This is a genomic window from Pseudomonas sp. Pme6b, from assembly GCF_058129925.1.
Window position 1 is genome coordinate 4,462,349 of the sequence record NZ_CM176704.1, and the last position, 17,890, is coordinate 4,480,238.

Annotated in this window: 11 protein-coding genes and 1 pseudogene; 4 read left to right on the forward strand and 8 right to left on the reverse strand. The window is 60.2% G+C overall.

Going from position 1 to position 17,890, the window contains the following annotated elements; translation table 11 throughout:
• Positions 1-13: 13 nt before the first annotated feature.
• From AC4ANE_RS20255 to AC4ANE_RS20270, 4 genes and pseudogenes are all read right to left on the reverse strand, one after another.
• Positions 14-1,357: a DUF6861 domain-containing protein gene (locus AC4ANE_RS20255; RefSeq protein ID WP_002552575.1), complete on the reverse strand. Its 1,344-nt coding sequence runs from the start codon at positions 1,355-1,357 to the stop codon at positions 14-16.
• Positions 1,358-1,917: 560 nt separating this feature from the next.
• Positions 1,918-4,923, reverse strand: a complete 3,006-nt coding sequence (eprS, locus tag AC4ANE_RS20260) for an autotransporter serine peptidase EprS (protein ID WP_002552574.1) — start codon at positions 4,921-4,923, stop codon at positions 1,918-1,920.
• 788 nt (positions 4,924-5,711) lie between these two features.
• On the reverse strand, positions 5,712-6,746 hold the full coding sequence (locus AC4ANE_RS20265; RefSeq protein WP_410477273.1) for a methyl-accepting chemotaxis protein: 1,035 nt from the start codon (positions 6,744-6,746) through the stop codon (positions 5,712-5,714).
• 249 nt (positions 6,747-6,995) lie between these two features.
• Positions 6,996-7,277, reverse strand: a pseudogene (locus AC4ANE_RS20270) (PAS domain-containing protein); the annotation flags it as partial.
• Between the two features lie 250 nt (positions 7,278-7,527).
• Between AC4ANE_RS20270 and AC4ANE_RS20275 the strand changes: the two are divergent.
• Entirely contained in the window at positions 7,528-7,887 is a 360-nt protein-coding gene (locus tag AC4ANE_RS20275; protein WP_031597185.1) for a topoisomerase DNA-binding C4 zinc finger domain-containing protein, read from the forward strand.
• Between the two features lie 39 nt (positions 7,888-7,926).
• Here AC4ANE_RS20275 and AC4ANE_RS20280 read toward each other — a convergent pair whose 3' ends face one another.
• The 3 genes from AC4ANE_RS20280 to recQ form a co-directional block, all read right to left on the reverse strand.
• Positions 7,927-10,134: a motility hub landmark protein FimV gene (locus tag AC4ANE_RS20280; RefSeq protein WP_031597183.1), complete on the reverse strand. Its 2,208-nt coding sequence runs from the start codon at positions 10,132-10,134 to the stop codon at positions 7,927-7,929.
• 95 nt (positions 10,135-10,229) lie between these two features.
• Positions 10,230-10,664: a MarR family transcriptional regulator gene (locus tag AC4ANE_RS20285; RefSeq protein WP_002552570.1), complete on the reverse strand. Its 435-nt coding sequence runs from the start codon at positions 10,662-10,664 to the stop codon at positions 10,230-10,232.
• 93 nt (positions 10,665-10,757) lie between these two features.
• Positions 10,758-12,887 (reverse strand): DNA helicase RecQ, encoded by a 2,130-nt coding sequence (recQ, locus tag AC4ANE_RS20290; RefSeq protein ID WP_016980791.1) that lies wholly within the window; start codon positions 12,885-12,887, stop codon positions 10,758-10,760.
• Positions 12,888-13,063: 176 nt separating this feature from the next.
• On the opposite strand from recQ, the gene AC4ANE_RS20295 reads away from it, so the two are divergent.
• Entirely contained in the window at positions 13,064-13,651 is a 588-nt protein-coding gene (locus AC4ANE_RS20295; RefSeq protein ID WP_002552569.1) for a UPF0149 family protein, read from the forward strand.
• Positions 13,652-13,661: 10 nt separating this feature from the next.
• Complete coding sequence (locus tag AC4ANE_RS20300; RefSeq protein ID WP_031597181.1) at positions 13,662-14,066, forward strand: YbaN family protein; 405 nt, start codon at positions 13,662-13,664, stop codon at positions 14,064-14,066.
• Positions 14,067-14,118: 52 nt separating this feature from the next.
• On the opposite strand, the gene pap is transcribed toward AC4ANE_RS20300, so the two are convergent.
• Positions 14,119-15,615 (reverse strand): polyphosphate:AMP phosphotransferase, encoded by a 1,497-nt coding sequence (gene pap / locus AC4ANE_RS20305; RefSeq protein WP_057425619.1) that lies wholly within the window; start codon positions 15,613-15,615, stop codon positions 14,119-14,121.
• A gap of 162 nt (positions 15,616-15,777) precedes the next feature.
• Between pap and mnmC the strand changes: the two genes are divergently transcribed.
• Positions 15,778-17,760, forward strand: coding sequence for a bifunctional tRNA (5-methylaminomethyl-2-thiouridine)(34)-methyltransferase MnmC2/FAD-dependent 5-carboxymethylaminomethyl-2-thiouridine(34) oxidoreductase MnmC1 (gene mnmC, locus AC4ANE_RS20310; RefSeq protein ID WP_002552566.1), 1,983 nt, complete (start codon positions 15,778-15,780; stop codon positions 17,758-17,760).
• Positions 17,761-17,890: the final 130 nt, after the last annotated feature.

A 17,890-nucleotide genomic window follows, 5' to 3' on the forward strand; every position in this document is an offset into this window, starting at 1 on the left:
ATGCCTTACCTTTTTAGGGAGCAGGTGCTGGAAAGATAGTAATTGTCTCCCAGTTTTTCTTGCTGGGATTATACTGATACAAACCTTCTATACTTCGCAAATTTTCAAACTTTTCTGGAGCGCCATTTGTCTCAAGGTTTTTAAGGATGTTGCCAGTGGGCAATACCCTCTTGAAACCTCTTCCAAGATCAACGCCGATATCGCCTGCGTCTTGAGCCGTAACCCTTATGACATCCTGGCCTGGCTGGCGCGCTATAGCCCTTTCCAAAGCTCCACCATTCCTAATGGTTTGGTCAGCAAAAATCAATAATTCATCGCTGTGGAAAGCCGATGATAAAGGCGGTACTGACGGGCCGACGTCTCCGTTCGGCTTAATGGCTGATTTTGCCCGGAGCATTAGGTCTCCATCAGAGACTTTACCACCGTGAACACTTAGGGAGTGTGCGTTGGGGTGGCCCGTCACAAGATCTAATTGTTTTGCATCTATCTTGCTTGAAACAGTTTTTTGATCAATTGCGTCTGGTTTAGCTGCGTCTGCGGTCTTTGAGCGATTTGTTGACAAAGCCTCTTGAGGTTCCAGCGCCCCCCTACGCGGCTCCGGCCCCTGCAAATCAGGTCGCTTCTTCAGCTCATCCTCATGCTCAAGCATCCACTGGCCCAGTCGCTCGCCTTTGGCGCTGGCCCGCATTTCATTTGCCAAGGCACGAGCGTTACCGCGGCCGCGTGTGATGTACTGAACCATCGCGCCCAATAGCAGAATCACAACCTCAACGTGCCCTTGTGCGATTTCCTGAACCGCGCTGTTCTGTGCGACCGGATCGTCTCCCATGAAGGAGCTCCACCCTTGTTCGCGGGGGCCTTGCCATGCTGTGCTGATACCACGAGTGTAGTAATGAATGATGCGCGGAAAGCCATCGATGACGGATTCAGCGATGGACTCCAGACCAAGAATCCCCAGTATGAAAGTGCTGGCCTGCGCCCCTAATGTAGCGCCCATTAAACCACCGGGAGCAGCACCTACCCCGAAAAAAAGCGCGCCCGCGCTTGCACCGGCTACTCCTCCGACAAAAGCACTGCCCACGACGATCATGGCCATCTGGGCGACTACATCGATCAAGTCCTTGATGATGCTGGAGATGTCGAGGTCAACGAAACGTTGTCCCAGTATGCGACAAGCCTCCGATTCGGCGCGGTCGAACGCGGACCTGACACAATTGAAGCGGCGAATGATCAGCGCGGGCGACGGGACGGGTTCATTTCGATGCGTGCGAAAATGGCCCCCTCTGTAGGGCGCGATATCACGATCAAGCTTTCGCCGTATGTCATCCCATGAGGGCAGCATGTGAAAAAAGAACATTCAGTGTCTCCCTGACAACTCTTGATACAGCTCTGCCTGAGCAACTTAACAGAAGAAGTGTAAAAAAATCCGAGGGGTACATGAAGCCCGCAAAAATTCGGAAAATTCGTACAACCGCTTTGGCGGCTCAAAAGCAGCCGTTGACTGACTCCGGTTTCCCGCGTGTGGTGCAGGTGTGAAGCTGAACTTGGCCAGAATCTCCGCGCAGTCTGGATACGAGCCTTGGCAAGCCCGGAGAGCAGGCTTCTACCCCTCAAAATAGGGAGTTTTAGGAAGAAGTTACGACGGTTGCGAAGCGGCCCTGAAAAGGTCACCTCGGTTGTGCCTGATGTACCGCATGCACAGGTTTTGCTGCCGGTTCCCGGCATATCGCGAGCAATGCGGATCGCCGCCCCGGTTGCTCCTACGCCCTGCGGGCAGAAGCTTGGACTTATGAGTGATCCAGCATTCGCGTGATGGCTTGGATGTGACGCGGGAGCGTCACGAAATGCGTGCCAACGCGGAGCAGTGGCACGATAGGTATTGCCTGCGGGGCTACTGCACCCCGCAGGCATCCCACATCAGAACTGCCAATCCAGCGACAAGCCCACGCCGTGGGTTTTATCCCGTGCACCGAGCAAGCCGTTGTAGTCCAGGTTGATGCGTGCATCCTTGCCCAACGCCAGGCTGGCGCGGGCACCGACTACGGCGGCGTCGCGGTCCATGGAGACGCTTTGTACGTTGAAGCTGTTGCCGGCGCTGGCGAAGGCCAGGTGTTGTTCGGACGAGGTGTCGCTCAGGTTGTGATGCCAGCCGAGGCTGCCCGACAGGTCGATTTTCTGTCGGTCGCTGATCGCGATGGTTTTCAGCGCCCGTACACCGAGAGTGCTCAGCACCGCATCGCGGTTATCGCTACCGGCAGACAGCGCCGCCGCGTCACCCTTCTCGGAGAAGCTGTCGGTGTTGAGGTGGACGTAGGCCAGATTGGCGAACGGCTCGAGGGTCGCGGGTTGCAAGTGGATGCGATACGCCGCCTCGGTAAACACTTGCGTGCTCTGGGCATCGTGTTTGGTTTTCTCTTTGCCAGCAGCACCGCCGACCTGTACGTCGCGTTGTGCGTCGATACGATGCCAACTGTGCGCGCCGCCCAGGGTCAGGCGCAGTGCGCCGATTTCATGGCCGAGGTAAGCGCCCAGGTGGTAGCTGTCCACCGAAGCCCGGGAATGCATGCCGGAGCCCATGTTCAATGAGCTGTCGCTGTAGCCCGCGACCACGCCCAGACGTGTGTCATCGGCAAGGTTGCCATCGACACCGGCCAGCAGGCCGCCAATCGAGGTGGTGTAACCGGCGGTATCGTCACGCGAGTCGGTCTTGCCCCAGGCACCCAGGGCTTTGATCCAGACATTGTCTTGCGCGGCCGTATTGCCATCAGTGCCGAATACGCTGGTCCCGAGACGCTCACCCACTGCATCGCGGATCTGCCGGCTGTCGTTGATCAGCACGCTGCCAATGGCCGGGTAGATCTCGCCGGACAGTTGCTGAAAGCTGTCTCGGGCAGCAGCTGCGCTTTGAGTCAGCAACAGGTTTTCGTACACCGCGTTGCCTGCGCCAAGCTGTTCGGCAGCGGTTGCTACGGCAGATTGATTCGGGGTTTGGGCAACGCTGCTGAATGCGCTGGTTTGCTCGACGTTCAGCGCGACGCCGTTGGCTGCGTAGTCGAGTCGGCCACCCAAAAACGCGTAGTTCGAAGTCACTGAGCCGAACTGGCCGTTCACGCCATTGGCGGCTTGCAGCACGTTGTACTGGCGACCTACGACGCTTTGGATCGGTGCAGAACTCAAGGCCACCGGCGTCGCGTTCTCCAGCGCCAGCGTCATGTTCGCGCCTGACACGGTGGCGCTTCCGGTGGCGACGATGCGGTCACTGGCGGTGGGCGAAAGCTCAACGGCGTAGGTCGAACCCGGTTGCAGGGTGACATCACCGTTGACCTGCAACGTACCGATGGAATTACCCGGCGCAACGATACCGCCACTGCGCGCTGTCAGCCCACCGATCTGGCCGTTACCGCCCAGCGTGCCGCCCGCATTGACCTGCACAGCGGAAACCAGCGAGCCGTTGACCGACAGCAAGCCGCCATTGACCAGGGTATCGCCTCGGTAGGTGTTGGCGCCTTGCAGAATCAGTCGACCGGCACCGGATTTGACCAGGCTACCTTGGTACTGACGCTGAGCGGCTGCGGCGGCACGCGCGGTGCCGGTGGCGTAATCGGCCTGATCCTGCTGGCTGGCGGTACTGGCAACGCCGTTTTGCCAGCCTTTGCTGATCAGGGTTTGCTGCCAGGTGGCCTGCTCGGCAGTGTCTTCGGCCTGACGCTGAAGCAGCGCCTGATCGGAAATATCGTTGCTCCATACATCACTCACACCGGCACCCAGGTTGGCGTCGAAGGTGCCGAGCAATTGACCGGGACCGCGCATCGCCCGCTCAAGATCGGCCACGCCCCAGCCCACGCTGTTGGTCGGTGCCTGAGTGACCGAGCCATCGAGCTGGGTGGCGGTGGTCAGCAACACTTGCAGCGCCTGCTCGTTATTCAGGTACGGGAAGCGTTCCATCACCAGTGCCAGCGCCCCGGTGGCGTGCGGTGCAGACATCGAGGTGCCGGACTTGATCCCGTAACCGCCGCCGGGCACGGTGCCGTTGATCAGTCGCCCGGGCGTGGTGATGCACCAGTATTTGGACAGGCCACACTGGTTGTAGCGCTGACCGTTGCTGCTGTCGAGGCCAGACACAGCCAGCCAGTGGCCTTCGAGGTCTGGCTCGAAATACGGCAACGACGCCCGCACGCTGGCATTGGCGTAACCGCTGTTGCCTGCACTGAACACGTTTATCACGCCCTTGCGCGAGACGTTCGCCGCTTCGTCCAGCCAGGTTCCACGGTTGTAGTGCTGAGCGTAGGCCGCACGCACACCTGCCTCGGTGGCGTAGGTCACGTCGGATGGCTGGCTGCCCCAGCTGTTGTTGATGGCGCGTACTCCGGCATCCGCCAGCGCCCCATACACCGCCTTGAAATACTGCGGGTCCGGGCTCGGGCCGAACAGGAAGCTGTCGTTCTGATTGGTGTTGCCGACGTAGATCTGTGCGTTGTACGCCACGCCATGCACGCCGACGCCATCGCGCGCCGCGCCCATGGTGCCGGTGACGTGCGTGCCGTGGGTGTCGTTGTTCGGGTTGATGGCGCCGGTGATGCTGAACGGCGAGCCGTCAACGTAAGTGCCGGTAGCGGTGACTGCGTGGTAGCGGGATGGCGTGGCTTCCGGGTGGGACGGGTCGAAACCTGAGTCCAGCGCACCGATCTTGACGCCTGCGCCAGTGATGCCAGCGGCGTAGGCCTGATCAGCCTGAATACGCCCCAGGCCCCAGTCGCTCTGGAATTCTGCCGAACGCCAACTGGCAGCGTCACCCGGTTTGCCCTGCTCGACATAATCCGCGTAGGCAGAGCAGCCAAACGTAAAAGACAACGCACAAAGAGCACCGCTTGCTACAGGCTTAAACGAATAACGGACAGCACCCAAACGCTTGGACTTTCGCATCCCTGCACACCTGATAATGGTCGGCTCTTCATTGAGCGATTCCAGAACATAGTCTGCAGTTATGCACTTGGCAACAGATTTATTTCAATTCTGATACAAGTTTCAGGACATAAGGATAATGCATTACTGGATATATAGTTAAGTGATATCCGTTTGAATGTATTGAGTTTGTCTGTTTTTTTGATATGGAGGTAATTAAATTGAGTAGTGGCAATTTAATTGCACGCCCTCCACTTTTTCTAGTTTTCCAGCCAATATCTTCAACAACTTCAGTTAAGCGCCTTATTTATTCGGATATACCAATAATTGTCCGACAACAATTGATAATCACCCAAATGGAGTCTGCGTTACGGCAAACAGATGACGCGGAGCGTCATGAACTGCATACCCACGCGGAGCGATGGGCACGATAGGTGGTGGGGTTGGGTTTTGTGTAAACGCACGCAGCCGCAATACCCCAACTCTCGTTACCACGCTCCGCGTGGTAATGCCGTTCCGGACGCTCTGCGTCCTCTTCGGGCTACGTCTTCTGAGGTCAGGCTGGGGTCTGGGTAGCGGGGTTGCTGTGTGAACGCAACCAGGCGCAATACCCCCAACTCTCGTTACCACGCTCCGCGTGGTAATGCCGTTCCGGACGCTCTGCGTCCTCTTCGGGCTACGCCTTCTGAGGTCAGGCTGAGGTCCGTGGGGTTGTAGTGTGAACGCACCCAGGCGCAATCCCCCCAATTCTCGTTACCACGCTACGCGTGGTAATGCCGTTCCGGACGCTCTGCGTCCTCTGCGCATGCTTAGCGACTGAACCGCTCGGCCAGGCTGTGCAGGTACTGCGCCATTTCTTCCAGTTCGCTGCTGATCTGCGAGCCTTGCTGCGCCTGGCTGGCACTCTCGTCGCAGAGTTGCGCGATACGGGTAATCTGCTGGCTGATGTTTTCCGCAACGTGGCTCTGTTCTTCGGATGCCGAGGCCATTTGCTGGCTCATGCCGGTGATGCGGGTCACCGACTGGCTGATGCCGTCCAGGGCCTTCTGCACGGCTTCGACGCTGGCGACGCTTTCCTGGGAGATCTGCTCGCCTTTGTTGGCGGTCTGCACCGCACGGTCGGCACCATCACGCAGCGAGGTGATGATTTGCTGAATCTGCTCGGTCGAGGACTGCGTACGGGAAGCCAGCGAGCGAACCTCATCGGCCACCACCGCAAAGCCACGCCCCTGCTCACCGGCACGGGCCGCTTCGATGGCCGCATTGAGCGCCAGCAGGTTGGTTTGTTGAGCGATGGAGGTGATCACGTCAACCACGCTGCCGATTGACTGCGTCGCGCTGGCCAGTTCACCCACTGCGTTGCCGATGTCGGAGACCGAGTTGGCCATGTGCCGAATCGCCAGCAGGCTTTCATCGGCCAGACCACGCCCCTGTTGCGCCAGCTTGTCGGCTTCCTCGGCGGCGTGGGCGGTGTTCTGTACGTTGTGGGTCACTTCCTGAATGGTCGCCGCCATCTGATTGATGGCCGTAGCCGATTGATCCGCCTCACTGCGCTGCTGGTCCAGCGACTCGGCCTGACGCAACGACAGTTGCGCAGAACGCCCGGCGTGCTGGCGTACGCTCTCGCCGGTATCGGCCAGGCGCGTCAAAGCGGTTTGCAGGCGGGCTTCTTCGCTGAGCATGGCCAGATCGAGTTGCGCCTGCGGGCCACGGTTGTCGCTGTAGGTCAGCGCAACCAAAGAACTGGTGAACGCTTTGGGGTGTTCTTCGAGGGTGCTGCGAATGCTGCGGCGCTGACGCATTTCCAGAAAACCGCCCAACACCACCATCACGATCGGAATCATGATGATCGAAGGCAGATCGTCCAGCAGGTAGACGCCGACAGCGAGTGCCAGGGCGCAGAGGATCATCGGTAGCTGGCGAACCAAGTGATAGGCCGCCGAGCTGGTTGCCGACACCGCCGACTTACCAGCACGCAGCCGTGCATACAATGCTTCTGCCCGACGAACCTGGTCGCGGGTCGGCAACGAGCGTACGGACTCATAGCCGACGATTCGACCGTTTTCATACACCGCCGTCACGTAGGCGCTGACCCAGTAATAATCACCTTGCTTGGAGCGATTCTTGACCACGCCCATCCACGGCTTGCCCTGCTTGATGGTTTCCCACATATGGGCGAACACCGAAGCTGGCATATCCGGATGGCGCACAAGGTTATGCGGCTGGCCGACCAGTTCTTCGCGGGTAAAACCGCTCAACGCGACGAAGGCATCGTTGCAGTAGGTAATGTGGCTATTGAGGTCGGTGGTGGAGATGAGGCGTTCAGATGCCGGGAAAGTCCGTTCAGTCTGCGTGATAGGCATGTTGACGCGCATTAATAATTCACTCCGTGATAATGCTTGATATGCCGGGCGTGTGCTGAAGGTGTAGCACAACCTTTCAGGGTGGCAACCGGCAGTCCTCGTGCACTGTTATCGCCCACAAAACTCAGGGCTTTAGCCACAGGCGGCAATTAGGTGGGGCGGGGAACAGCAGACGGGCATGATCGCCAAGTAGGAGTTTGCGTCCTGACGAGGATGCCTGCACCATGCCGCCCCTGAACGCGACGCGACTCAAGGCACCTTTATGGCACGCAACACGACATCTGCTCTGGCGGCATTGATCCGCATATTTCGCAGGCTACTGAGCAGGGTTGCCGGCCAGACAGCGGATCAGCAACAGCATGCGCAGCCCACCAAACCCGCAGTGCATTCACCGCAACCGCAAAAGCCTGTCAAAACCAGCCGCGCCAAACGCCCGGAAAAGCGTCATGAACCGGCCACGCCAAAGCTGCCGGCAGAGCCCGCAGCGCCCGCAGCGCCCGCGTGTCCGCACTGTAAAAAAACCATGGTGATCAAGGTGGCCCGCACCGGCAAGAATGCCGGTGAGTTCTGGGGCTGCGTGGCGTATCCGAAATGCCGGGGCATTCGGCCGATCTTTCGTTAAACGCCAGACCGGTCACGCCTGCTCAAGAAAACAACGGGTTCAGCTGATGCCCGCCAACAGTTCCCGCGCCATGCGCCGATGCTCCTCGTCGGACTCGGCAATGACCTGTTGCAGAATTTCACGAGCCGACTCGAGATCGCCCTCCTCGATCAGCACCTGCGCCTGATTGATCTGGCTGAGTGGTGGCTCTTCAAGGTCCAGCAGGTCGAACTCTGCGTCGTCGCTCATGAAACTGTCGAGAAAGTCATCGCTCAGGTCGTCAGCGGCGGCAGGTGCCACCACTTCGATGGGCTCGATGACATCGGGCTCGGAGAAATCACTGAGGAACTGCTCATCCGAGAGCTCAAAGACTTCCGGCAGTTGAGTCAGGTCCGAAGAAAAACCAGGGTCGACGTCAGCGGGCGCTGGCGCAGCAGTCGCCGCTGCTGGCTTGATGCGCGGCGGCGGGCTGTCGAACGGATCGACCAGATCCCAGTCGGCATCCATCGACAGGTCATCGAGGTTCAACTGAAACTCGTCCTGCGAATTCAGCGCCGCTGCGGCGGTTTCGTCCAGCTGCGCCGCGGGTTCAGGCTCCAGGTCGGGCTGCAGATAGGCGGCAGACTCTGGCTCGGGCTCGGACTTTTCGAAAGACAGCGTGGTAGCCGCGACCGCAGCGGCAGGGACGACCGCCGCCACAGGCGCAACTTCGGCGGCCTTGATTTGTGGAAAGCGGTCGCGGATGTCTTGAATGGTCTGCGGATCAACACCGTGCTCCAGCGCTGATTGCTCTTCCCGAACAAAACCGCTGCCGTCGCCCTGCTCCGCCAGCAATTCCAGCAAGCGGATGCGAATGTCATCACGCTCCGGCTGCTTTTCCAGGGCGCTGCGCAGAATGCCCATCGCCTCGGTAAAGCGCCCGTAGGCGATGTAAATGCTGACGCCGTCCAGCGCATCCGGCGTAGAGCCAGCCGAACGTTGCGCTGCCGGTGGTTTGGTCGCTGCCGGGGTCGGTGGTGGCTGCACCACGGGCTGTGGCGCAACGGCGGGCACTTCGAACACCGGAAGCATGGTCGCCTGAGCAGGTTTGATCAGTTGCTCATCCGGCGCAACAGCAGGTGCTGCGGACTGTTTGCGCTGCTGGCGTCGTCTCGAATAAGCAAACGCTACAAGCAGAAGCACAATCAACACGGCAGCAAGCAGTATCGGCAGGCTCAGGAATGAATCGGTGCCTGGCGTCGGGGCAGCGGCCGCTTGAGCAGGAGTAGCCGGAGTTATTGCAGGTGCGGCAGGCGTGGCAGGTCGGGCAGCGGATTGCGCAACGGCAAGATCACTGCGCAGCGCGGTGATTTGCTTGTCCTTGCCACTCATCTGCTCTTGCAGTTCTTGAGTCTGGGCTTTGAGCGCCTCCAGCGATTGAGCCAGTTGCTGGTTTTCAATGGCGGCCGCCGACAGTTGCTCGGCGGTGCGCTGCAACTCGGCAGGCTTGGGTGACGACGCCTCCGGGCTGGCGGCAGGCGCAGCGGCACTTGGCAATATCGCGGAATCGGGCAGCAACAAATCCTGGCCAACTTTAAGCGCGGAACCGGCGCCCGCCGCGAATGCCTGCGGATTGAGCAAACGAATGCCGTCTGCCAGCTGGCTTGCCGAAACCTTGTTGCCCGGCCCTTGTAAGCGGCTGGCAATGCCATTCAGGGTATCGCCATTGGCAACCGTGTAATGCTTGCCCTGCACGGCGGCCGGTGGCGCGACCGGCATGCGGCTTTCCTGCGCCGAGGCCGTCGAACGTTGCGTGTTGCGGCTGCGCGTGGCGGCCAGACCTTGCGGTGAGGTGGCAGGATCAAGCAACACCGTATATTCGTGCAGCAAATCGCCATTCGGCCGCGCCAACTGGACGAGAAAACTCAGGTAGGGTTCGGTGACCGGTTTAGTGGATACCACCCGGATCACGCCGCGATCGCCGCGCAGCACAGGGGTGAAGCGCAGGTCGTTGAGAAAGAACACCCGCTCTATGCCCGCCTTGGCAAAAGCCTCGGGCGACGCGAGCCTGGCGACAACATCTTCGTTGCTCAGACCACCAGTCTCCAGCAGCTGGATCTCGGCATTCAGCGGCTGGTTGAGCGCCGAGTGCAGGGTGATTTCACCCAGCCCCAACGCAGACGCCAGCGTAGAGCAGGCCAGCAATGACGCCGCTATGACGCTCTTGCAAAACACCCCGCGCGCCCTGCGACCTGCACCTTCGACAGCAGCCAGTGAACTCTTCAGCATGCGAACCCTTATAGAAACCACAGCAGGCTTCTCACGTAATCAGTTGGACTTCAGTATCCGTTGCACGATTATGGTTGAGAACGCCCGGCTTCGTCTCAGGATCTTTCCAGATTGGCCAGAATCTGCGAGTGCACCCGCATGCTGACGCGCAAATCTTCCTCGCTCACGCCCTCGAACAGCTCGATACGCAGCACATTGGCGATGGTTTCAATCTTTTCAATCAGTGGCAAGGCAGTATCACTGAGCAGGATCTTTTTCGCGCGTCGATCCTCGACCACCGCCTGGCGCTGAACCAGGCCCTGCTTTTCAAGACTGTCGAGCAAACGCGCCAGGGTCGGCCCTTCGACGCCCACGCTTTGCGCAAGCTCGCGCTGGGTGGGCGGCTCGGTGAACCGGGCGAGGTGCAGCAGGACCAGCCAACGCGCCTGAGACAGGCCAAGATCGGCAAGCCGACGATCCAGTTCGGCGCGCCAGCCCCGGGTGAGATGTCCGAGTTGCATCCCGAAACGGTGTTCATCAGTCAATGGCATAAGGAAACTCATGATTCAAACTAATTATTAGCGAGCTAAGCATGGTCCTTATGTTCAGGCAAGCGCGGGACGGTGACGTTTCGTCGCACGCTGTTATACCTCAAATTCCGATTGCAACGCCGCTCGCACGCAATACAAAACGCCCTCCGGCACCCGCCCGGCAAACTGCTCGGCAATCGCCGACACCGGTGGTAGTTCTCCTTCGCCATCGAGAAAGGCATCCTGAACCTCGCCCAACAGGTCTTCCGGTAAGTCCAGTGCCTGCTCGATGGACAGCTGCTGCTTGCCGATGGCCTCGGCCAACAGGGTGTAGACATTCTTTTCCGAGCACTGCAACTGACCGGCAATCTGCGTGGGGGTCATACCGGCACGCGCCAGGCTGATCAGCTCGTGGCGTACATCGGCCACCACCCGTGGTGCCTCGGCCTTGCCACTGAGCACTTCAAGAAAGGCCTCGCCGTAACGCTCCAGCTTGCGCGCGCCCACGCCGCCCACTCGGGCCATCTCGGCCATTGATCCGGGTTTGCTGCGCAGCATTTCCAGCAGGGTCGAGTCCGGGAAAATGACGTAAGGCGGCACGGCATGTTCCTCGGCCAGCTTGCGCCGCAAGGCACGCAAGGCCTCCCACTGCTCGCGCTCTTCGCCGCGCACCAGTTGGCTCGCCGGGCTGCCGGAACTGCTCTTTGAAGTGGTTTGTGGCTTGAGGTCGCGGCGCAGTTCCAGAGTAACTTCGCCACGCAGCAAAGGCCGGCACGTGTCGCTCAAGCGCAGGCCGCCATAGCCTTCAAGGTCGATGTCTGCCAGCCCGCGCGCCACCAGTTGGCGGAACAGCGAGCGCCACTCGGCCTCGGTGCGTGCCTTGCCGACCCCGAACACCGACAGATGCTGATGGCCGAAGCTTTCTACCTTGTCGTTGGATTTGCCCAGCAGCACATCGACCAGATGACCGACGCCATAACGCTGGCCGGTACGGTAGATGGCCGACAGCGCCTGACGCGCAGGCTCGGTGGCATCCCAGGTCTGCACGCCATCGACGCAATTGTCGCAATGCCCGCATGGCTTGGGCATGTCTTCGTCGAAATAGGCCAGCAGGGTCTGTCGGCGGCAACGGGTTTCTTCGCACAGGGCGAGCATGGCGTCGAGCTTGTGCTGCTCCAGACGCTTATGGCGCTCGTCACCTTCGGAGTTCTGCAACATCTGCTTGAGCATCAGCACGTCTTGCAGACCGTAAGCCATCCAGGCATCGGCAGGCAGGCCATCACGCCCGGCCCGGCCGGTTTCCTGATAGTAGGCCTCAAGCGATTTGGGCAGGTCCATGTGCGCAACAAAACGCACGTTGGGTTTGTCGATGCCCATGCCGAACGCGATGGTCGCCACCATGATCAGCCCTTCCTCATTAAGGAAGCGTTTCTGGTTGGCAGCACGTGTTTCCGAGGGCAGCCCGGCGTGATACGGCAGCGCGGGATAGCCGTTTTCGCTCAGAAATACGGCCACTTCATCGACTTTCTTGCGCGACAGGCAGTAGACAATGCCAGCATCGCTGCGCCGTTCGGAGAGGAACGCCAGCAGCTGTTTGCGCGGCTGTTCCTTGGGCACGATGCGATAGAAGATGTTTGGCCGGTCGAAGCTGGACAGAAAGCGCTCGGCGTTCTGCAGGTGCAGGCGCGTGACGATTTCTTCACGGGTACGCTTGTCGGCGGTGGCAGTCAGCGCAATGCGCGGCACATCCGGAAACAGCTCGGCCAGTTGCCCCAGTTGCAGGTACTCAGGGCGGAAATCATGACCCCATTGCGATACGCAGTGCGCTTCATCAATGGCAAACAGGGCAATTTGAAGGTTTTGCAGGAACGACAGCATGCGCGGCTGCACCAAGCGCTCCGGGGCGAGGTAGAGCATTTTCACTTCGCCCAGGCGAATGCGGTTAGCCAGTTCGCGCTGTTGCTCGGCACTGAGGGTGGAGTTGAGCGCAGCAGCGGACACACCGAGTTCATCCAGCGTGGCGACCTGATCGTCCATCAGCGCAATGAGCGGCGAGACGACCACACAGAGCCCCTCACGCAACAGCCCCGGCACCTGAAAACACAGGGACTTGCCACCACCGGTCGGCATCAGCACCAGTGCATCGCCACCGTTGGCTACACGCTCGATAATGGCACCCTGGCGACCACGAAAGCTGTCGTAACCGAAGATGTCTTTAAGTACGCGTTGTGCCTGCTCAAGCATAAAAACCCCGGAATATCCTGCTGCACTGCAAAACGGGGGAGTATACCCGAGCGCTCGGGAGCAATGGATGGCTCGGACATGAGCGGTCGAAATTAACCGCAATTGGCCTGCGCGCTGGCGCCAAGGACGCTCAGGGCCTAGAATCCAGCATCGTTTATTTTCAAGGTAGCGCTTCCATGTCCTTCGCTGAGCAATTAACCCGCCTGCAAGTCTTCCTCGATGCAGATGAACTGCACGAAGAAGCACTGGACTACGTGGCCGCTCATGGCTACCTGACCGCCCTGTCCATCTGTGCCGAAGACGTGCCGGAGCGCGAGTGGATCGACGCGCTGTTCTCCGAGCCGCCGCAGTACAGCAGCGAGGCGCAACAGACAGAGGTCGAAGCCACGCTGATCGCACTCAAGGCACACATTGCCCGCCAGCTGGCGTCGGACGAAGAGTTCGAACTGCCGTGTGATCTCGACCTGGGCGACGATCCGGATGATTCGGACCTGCGTGGCTGGTGCATCGGCTTCATGGAAGGCGTGTTCCTGCGTGAAAACGCCTGGTTCGAAAGTGCCGAGGAAGAAGTCAGCGAAATGCTCCTGCCGATCATGGTCGGTTCGGGTCTGTTCGACGAGCAGCCGGAGTTCGCCGACATCGCCCAGGACGCCAACCTGATGGACGACATGATCGTGCAGATCCCCGAAGCACTGACCGCCCTGTACCTGCTCTGCCAGGCTCCGGACGAAAAGCCGGCGATCCTCAAGCCCCGCCACCACTGAGTCTGCGCCTATGGCGCAAGACCCACCGCGCACCAGCCGTCACCGCTCGGTGCGCTATCTGCTGATAGCGGTTGGCTGGTTGAGCGTGGTATCGGGCGTCATCGGGATATTCCTGCCGGTGCTGCCCACCACGCCCTTTCTGCTGCTGGCAGCTGCATGCTTCGCGCGCAGCTCTCCACGTTTCTACCACTGGCTGGTCGACCACCCGCGGCTTGGCCCATGGATTCGAGACTACCTTGAAGGCAACGGCATCCCGCTCAAGGGCAAGGTGTACGCAATCGGCCTGATGTGGCTGAGCATCAGCCTGTCGTGCTACCTGATCGCACAGCCTTGGGCACGAACTTTCATGCTGACCAGCGCGGTGCTGGTGACCATTTACATCATCAGGCAGAAAACGCGCCCGCCTCGCAAATGATGCCCCGCTGCGCCCGCCAGTGCCGATGCAGACAGGCACGCGGTTCAGACGATCACTTCTTCTTGTCTTTACTAAACGCCTTTTCCAGCGCCTCGTTGATCGTGCGTAACACCTTGACCCTCGCCCAGCGCTTGTCGTTGGCCTCGATCAGTGTCCACGGCGCAATTTCGGTGCTGGTGCGATCCACCATGTCGCCCACTGCCTGGCGGTAATCCGGCCATTTCTTGCGGTTGCGCCAGTCGTCTTCGGTGATCTTGTAACGCTTGAACGGGATCTTTTCGCGCTCTTGAAAACGTTCCAGCTGGGTCTGCTGATCGATGGCCAGCCAGAATTTGACCACCACAATGCCTGCGTCCGTGAGCTGCTCTTCGAAGTCATTGATTTCGGCGTAAGCGCGCTTCCAGTCGGACTCGCTGCAAAAGCCCTCGACCCGCTCGACCAACACCCGGCCGTACCACGAGCGGTCAAAAATAGTGAATTTGCCGCGCGCCGGTATCTGCCGCCAGAAACGCCACAAATACGGCTGAGCACGTTCATCCTGAGTCGGTGCAGCAATCGGTACGATAGCGTACTGACGCGGGTCGAGCGCCGCTGCAACACGACGTATCGCGCCGCCCTTGCCTGCCGCGTCGTTGCCTTCGAACACGGCCACCAGTGCATGGCTTTTCATGCGTTTGTCGCGCATGTTGCCGGACAGGCGAGCCTGCTCGGTGATGAGCTGCTGTTGGTAGTCGTCCTTGCTCAGGTGCAGGCTCAGGTCGAGGCTGTCCAGCAGGGTCAACTCATTGTCATGGATCGCCAACGGGCCAACGGTGAGCGCAGCGGGCTCGGGCTCGACTTTGTTCAGCGCGGCCTGCATGCCTTCCAGCAGCAGACGGCCGACCGTCAGGCTGCGGTAATTGGCGTCCACGCCTTCGATCACATGCCAAGGCGCATATTCGCGGCTGGTACGACGCAGCACCCGCTCACCGAAGCGCACGAACTTGTCGTAAGTCTTGGACTGTTGCCAGTCCAGCGGGCTGATGCGCCAGCTGTGCAGCGGATCATCCTTGAGGGTCTTGAGGCGCAGCTTCATCTGTTTTTTTGACAGGTGAAACCAGAACTTGAAGATCAGCGCGCCTTCATCGCAGAGCATCTTTTCCAATCGCTCGGCACCGCTGATGGCCTGATCGAGCACCGCGTCCTTGAAACGCCCGTGGACCCTGCCCTGCAACATCTGGCTATACCAGTTACCAAAGAAGATTCCCATGCGCCCCTTGGCAGGCAGTTGTCGCCAGTAACGCCAGGCGGGTGGATGGGCCAGCTCTTCGTCGGTCTGCTGATCGAAGGTGCGTACCTCGATCAGGCGCGGGTCCATCCATTCGCTGAGCAGTTTGACGGTCTCGCCCTTGCCTGCGCCCTCTATGCCGTTGATCAATACGATGATCTGCCGACCGGCCTGCTCGTGCAGGTCTATCTGCGCTTCCAGCAAGGCTTCGCGCAACTCGGGCAAAGCAGCTTCGTAGGTCTCGTCGTCAATGGCATGACCGATTTCAGCGGATTCAAACATGCACAACTCCTGATTGGGGATGGCTCAGAGAACGCCCGGTGGACAACCCTCAGTGAGCATTCTGACCACCGATTGCGGGCATCGGTCAATCGGCGCAGCAGTGATCGCACTTTTATCCTCGCACACGGCTAAAATGCGCCCACTGCCACCGCTGAGCCTGACATGACCATTACCCGCCACGCCCGGATAGACTGGGACGAACAAGGCAACCCGCGTTCCCGCGATTTCTCCGATGTCTACTTTTCCACCGAGTCCGGTCTGGACGAGACGCGCCATGTGTTTCTGGTCCAGAACGACCTGCGTCGGCGTTTCAGCGAGCTGCCGGAGGACGGCAGGCTGATCATTGGTGAAACCGGATTCGGCACCGGGCTGAATTTCCTCTGTGCCTGGCAGTTGTTCGACGAGTGCGCGCCCGCCAATGCGCGCCTGCAGTTCGTCAGCGTCGAGAAATACCCGCTGAGCCGCGCCGACCTGCAGCGTGCCCTGGCGTTGTGGCCAGAGCTGTGGCCGTTCGCGGGTCAATTGCTCGATCAATATGTGGCTGTGCATGAAGGCTTTCAGCGTCTGGTATTCGATGACGGCCGCGTGACCCTGACCCTGCTGATTGGTGACGCGCTGCAGATGCTGCCGCAGCTGGACGGGCAGATTGATGCGTGGTTTCTCGACGGGTTTGCGCCAGCGAAAAACCCGGAAATGTGGACACCCGAACTGTTTGCCGAACTGGCGCGCCTGTCTGCACCGAGCGCCACGATAGGCACGTTTACCAGCACCGGCTGGGTGCGGCGCTCGCTGAACGCAGCAGGCTTCAAAATGAAGCGGGTGCCGGGCATCGGTCATAAATGGGAAGTGCTGCGCGGCGCGTTTATCGCCTGGCCTGAAGATGCTGCACCCTCTCCTGCCGCCAAACCCTGGTTCGCCCGCCCCGCTCCGATTAGCGGCGAGCGCAAGGCGCTGGTGATCGGCGCAGGGCTGGCAGGCTGCGCCACGGCGCAGAGCCTGGCGCAGCGGGGTTGGCAGGTCAGCCTGCTGGAGCGCCACGCCGCACCGGCGCAGGAAGCATCCGGCAACCCGCAGGGCGCGCTGTACCTGAAGTTATCGGCGCATGGCACAGCGCTTTCACAGTTGATCCTCAGTGGTTTTGGCCACACGCGAAGGCTGCTTGAACGCTTGCAGCGCGGTGTCGACTGGGACGCTTGCGGCGTGCTGCAACTGACCTTCGACGACACGGAGGCACAACGCCAGAAACAACTGGTCGATGCTTTCCCCGAATCCCTCCTGCGCTTGCTCGACCAACCGGCAGCCGAGGCGCAAAGCGGCGTTGCGCTGAACAGTGGCGGGCTGTTTTACCCCGAAGGCGGCTGGGTGCACCCGCCTGCCTTGTGCAATGCGCAGGTCGAGCACCCGAATATTCGTCTGATGACTCATCATCAGGCGTTGCAACTGCGACGTGTGGAAGGTCAATGGCAGGCCTGGAACGCAGAGCAACTGATCGCCAGCGCGCCAGTCGTCGTGCTGGCCGGGGCGGCGGATATCAAGCAGTTTTCGCAGAGCGCCGATTTACCGCTCAAACGCATCCGCGGGCAGATCACCCGTTTGCCGCAGACTCAGGCCAGCGCGGCATTGCGCAGTGTGGTGTGCGCCGAGGGTTATGTGGCTCCGGCGCGTCTGGGCGAACATACACTGGGTGCCAGTTTCGATTTCAGCAGTACTGATCTGACCCTCAACCTGGCCGATCATCTGGACAATCTGGGGCTGTTGCGGGAGATTTCAGAAGACCTCACTTCACGCCTCGAGACCGCCGATTTGTCGCCCGAGCAATTGCAGGGTCGCGCAGCCTTTCGCTGTACAAGCCCGGACTACCTGCCCATCGTCGGGCCGCTGGCCGATCGCGAAGCATTCCTTCAGGCCTATGCTGCCCTGGGCAAGGACGCGCGCCAGGTGCCCAACATCGCCTGCCCGTGGCTGGACGGCCTGTACGTCAACAGCGGCCACGGTTCGCGCGGGCTGATCACCGCGCCGCTGTGTGGCGAACTGATCGCCGCCTGGCTCGATAACGAACCTCTGCCCTTGCCGCGTAGCGTTGCCGAAGCCTGTCACCCTAACCGGTTTGCCCTGCGCGGGCTGATTCGCGGCGGCGGGAAGTAGCTTTATGATTGTCGTTCGGGAATGCAGGTCGCGACGCTCTGCGTAGCAAAGAGGACGCAGAGCGTCCTGAACGGCATGACGACGCGGAGCGTCGCACGATAGCTGATATCTGGTCGCGACGCGCTTGCGC